This window comes from Methanomassiliicoccales archaeon (genome assembly GCA_014361295.1).
Lineage (GTDB): Archaea > Thermoplasmatota > Thermoplasmata > Methanomassiliicoccales > JACIVX01 > JACIVX01.
The window spans coordinates 1-3,237 of record JACIVX010000045.1 but is presented as its reverse complement, the minus strand read 5'-3'; the positions used below and the strand labels follow the sequence as shown (position 1 = coordinate 3,237).

4 protein-coding genes are annotated in these 3,237 nt (G+C 40.6%); all 4 read right to left on the bottom strand.

What is annotated here, in order from left to right; all coding sequences use genetic code 11:
• Positions 1-95, bottom strand: a 95-nt coding sequence (locus tag H5T41_10915) for an inorganic pyrophosphatase (GenBank protein MBC7109268.1), incomplete at its 3' end; no start/stop codon positions are given.
• A 106-nt stretch (positions 96-201) separates the two neighbouring features.
• Positions 202-1,032, bottom strand: coding sequence for an HAD family hydrolase (locus tag H5T41_10910; protein ID MBC7109267.1), 831 nt, complete (start codon positions 1,030-1,032; stop codon positions 202-204).
• Positions 1,033-1,072: 40 nt separating this feature from the next.
• A complete protein-coding gene (locus H5T41_10905; GenBank protein MBC7109266.1) occupies positions 1,073-1,669 on the bottom strand; it encodes a methyltransferase in 597 nt (198 codons plus the stop codon).
• A gap of 303 nt (positions 1,670-1,972) precedes the next feature.
• The gene (locus H5T41_10900) at positions 1,973-3,124 is read right to left on the bottom strand and encodes a tripartite tricarboxylate transporter permease (GenBank protein ID MBC7109265.1); all 1,152 of its coding nucleotides are present in this window, start codon (positions 3,122-3,124) and stop codon (positions 1,973-1,975) included.
• Positions 3,125-3,237: the final 113 nt, after the last annotated feature.

Below are 3,237 nucleotides of genomic sequence, written 5' to 3'. Positions count from 1 at the left end.
TCATACTTGTTTCTGCTTCCCTTTGGAATCTCTATTAACGCGTAAACAACTTCCGGTACTTCTGGTCCGGGCTCCAAATCATGGAATGGATTCATCTCAATCACCTCTTTGATTTTCAAAAGACGGAGTTATAAATCTAACCCAAAAATTAACTTCTGCATTTAGCTTTAAGGGTTGGTTTTTAAAGTTGTCGCCTGGCACCTAACTCTTTGAAGACCTCACCTTTTGGAATGGATCAAAACCATTTTGGATGTTCATGTACTCCAAAAGCTCCTTGATGCTGGGTAACACTATATCTGGCTTAACTTCACTCTTTTCTATGTCTTCAAGCGTGTTTACACCGGTTAAAACCATTATTGCCTTCGCCCCAATTTTCTTTGCAAAGACTATGTCAGTGTCGAGTCTATCCCCGACCACCCATATCTCATCAGCGTTTAGTTTTTCTTTAACCACTTCAAAAACGGGTTTGTTGGGTTTTCCTATGATTAAAGGCTCCTGTTCAGTGGCAACTTTTAATGCTGCAATTATAGAACCGGCACCAGGAAGAATTCCCTCCTCACTGGGATATGTGGTGTCGGGATTTGTGCCTATAAAATGGGCCCCATTTCTTATCGCTAAACAGCCGTACTTGAGCTTTTCATATGTCAATTGGGGATCCATGCCAACTACAACATATCTTATTTTTCTCCACATCTCTTTTGCTTCTTCAAGGCTTATCAAAGGCCAACCTATGGCTTTTATTTCCTCTACGAGGCCCTTACCACCAATTACAAAAACATTACCCTTTTCAAAGTGTTTTTCCAAATATTTAGCCGTAGCATATCCAGAGGTTATTATCCTCTCCTCTTCAACTTCAATCCCTATCCCCTGAAGCTTTTCCTTATACATTTTAGCATCTCTGGTTGAATTATTGGTGAGAAAAACGAAGGGAATCTTATTTGCCCTCAAAAACTCAATAACCTCTTTAACGCCATTAACCGGCTTATTTCCTCTATAAATGACTCCATCCATATCAAAAACTATCCCGATCATTATGAACACCAAATAAGAAAAGAAAAAGAAGTTTAAAAACTCACTGCTCTGCATAAATTTGAAGAGAAATCAGAGAAATGTCTTTTTGGATCTCATTGCCAGCTTCAGGGTTCACTAAGAAAAACATCGTAACTTTGAGGATTTCTGAAGGTGCAACGGGTGCAGTTAGGATTGAGATCGTCTGGTTGTTCAGCTCATAGAGGCTCTTTCCGGAGTAATCACTTAGGGTATAGGTTTGGTTGCTCTGTGTTATCACAATCCACTCCAGTATGAGATTTTGACTAAGCTCCCCCATTTCGGTTGTATTGTCCACTAAGGCCTCGGCTCCAGTAAGATCACCACTTTCTAGGTCTTGAACGTGAGGAATTATAAGAATCTTTGAGATGTTGAATTCCCCGCTGTTTTTTATGTAGAACTCAGCTTTTATCTCGTCCCCTGGTTTAAGGTCATCGAACTCAAAAAGCTTTAAATCATTGTAAAAACTGCTCCCTGTTTTGCTGATTCTAACGTCAAACTCTCCAGTTGCGATTTCATTGTTCTCTGAGATGCTTATGTCGCTAAAGAGTGCACCACCTATTTTAAAGCCTGTCACTCCCAATAAAAGGCCCACGATCATGAAGACAATTTCCCTTCTCATTCTCTTCACCCGATTTATTACAATTTTCAAAAGTAAAAAGTTAATCAAATTAAAAAGTATTTCGGTCTTCAACTTTTCAAATCCTCCGAGCTCAAGGAATTGGTATAAAAATAGAGCTGGCCCAGCAGAGTAGTTTTTATCTTATCTTGAAGCTTCAAGACCTCTGACATATTCGAATCTTCTAGGGAGGTTAGATACGAGCTTTATTGGATCATTACTCTCACTGTTTGGTCATTTAGATGACCATAGCTCAGACCAAACTATAAAAGGCAATGGTAAAACCTCTTTCCCCTTATCAGATCCTTAACCAAGCATTACTTTGAACATTAAGACTCCCATACAAGCTGTTCTCTTTACGCCTAAAAACACAGCTGTCAAGCCAACTAGAGTTGCTGCAATTAAAACCAAAAGACCAAATAAACCATCTAGGAATAAAGACCCTAAAACTGTTGCCACCAATATTAGAGCATTCAAAGTCCTGTAATCAATCCTTTCTATCAGATTAACAAGCTTCTTTGACAACCAGAGACCATAAAGGTTCACTATGGCAGCTACAGCCAATGTGGCCACTAAAAGAATCAAGAACTCTTGGAGGCTTATTGGGTAATAACGTTCCCTGATTAGAACTAGTATCCCATTTCTTGTTTTGCCCGTGGAGTAGAAGTTTCCAAGACCAAAAACAAAGTTAGCTGTATTTACGGCAAATGTGATCGTTAAAAATGTCCTCTCACTCCTTGCAACAAAGCTTCCTATCAATGCGGCTTGTGAGGAAGTAAAGGTAGGCAGTAAAGAGGCCATCATACCAAAAATAGTTCCTAGGAATGAGAATCCCACGAGCTGAGAATGACTCATTTCTATCGTGGCATCTCCACCAGAGATCTTATTGTTGTTGTCGAGGGAAAGTAAAATGGCTGGAACTCCAAAAAGGCCCACAAATAAGTGATAAAAAGGTTCCTTTAGCGGTAAAAGATCGCTGACAATACCAAGGGCCCCAGAGAGAAGCAAGACAAAAAGAGCGTAGAGCTTCTTTATTCCTTTTTCAGTTACCACTATGAGAAAAGCCAGTAAAAACACAACGGCCCTCCCTATCTCTGGAGTATAGTGGGGGGCAATCATCAAGTATAAAGGAATTAATGCTATTGAAAAGATGGCTGCAAGCAAACTGGCCCTCAGAGAGAGGTTTATAACTTCTAAGCCCTTTCCCTGAAGTGCTAACCTATGGGCCGGGAGAACGCTTAAGGCGGTCCCTTCATCCGGAACTCCAAAAAAGGTCGATGGAAAGGCATCAAGAAAAGTATGTGTCAAGCCCATGGCATATGCTAGAACAACAAAGGAAAAGCCCTCAAGCGGAAAGTTGAGGTTGTTTATAAGGGAAGCTAAAGTGTTAACATGGAGTGAAGGTGTTAAGCCAGTTAATGTTCCCCCAAGCATTCCGAGGATTAGTTCCCTCAGCATGTAGAACACCTAATCTGCTATCAAGTCCTCTTTGGAAGCCACTTCAAAGGCCGGCATTTCCCTATATGTTGTATGGAACCCAAAGGCCACTACATGCTCTCCTTCTTCAAGAT

What these genes read in the sequence shown, in the direction of transcription:
- H5T41_10910 (MBC7109267.1), bottom strand. Translation starts at nt 1,032, where the DNA reads ATGATCGGGATAGTTTTTGATATGGATGGAGTCATTTATAGAGGAAAT.
- H5T41_10900 (MBC7109265.1), bottom strand. Translation starts at nt 3,124, where the DNA reads ATGCTGAGGGAACTAATCCTCGGAATGCTTGGGGGAACATTAACTGGC.
- H5T41_10905 (MBC7109266.1), bottom strand. Translation starts at nt 1,669, where the DNA reads ATGAGAAGGGAAATTGTCTTCATGATCGTGGGCCTTTTATTGGGAGTG.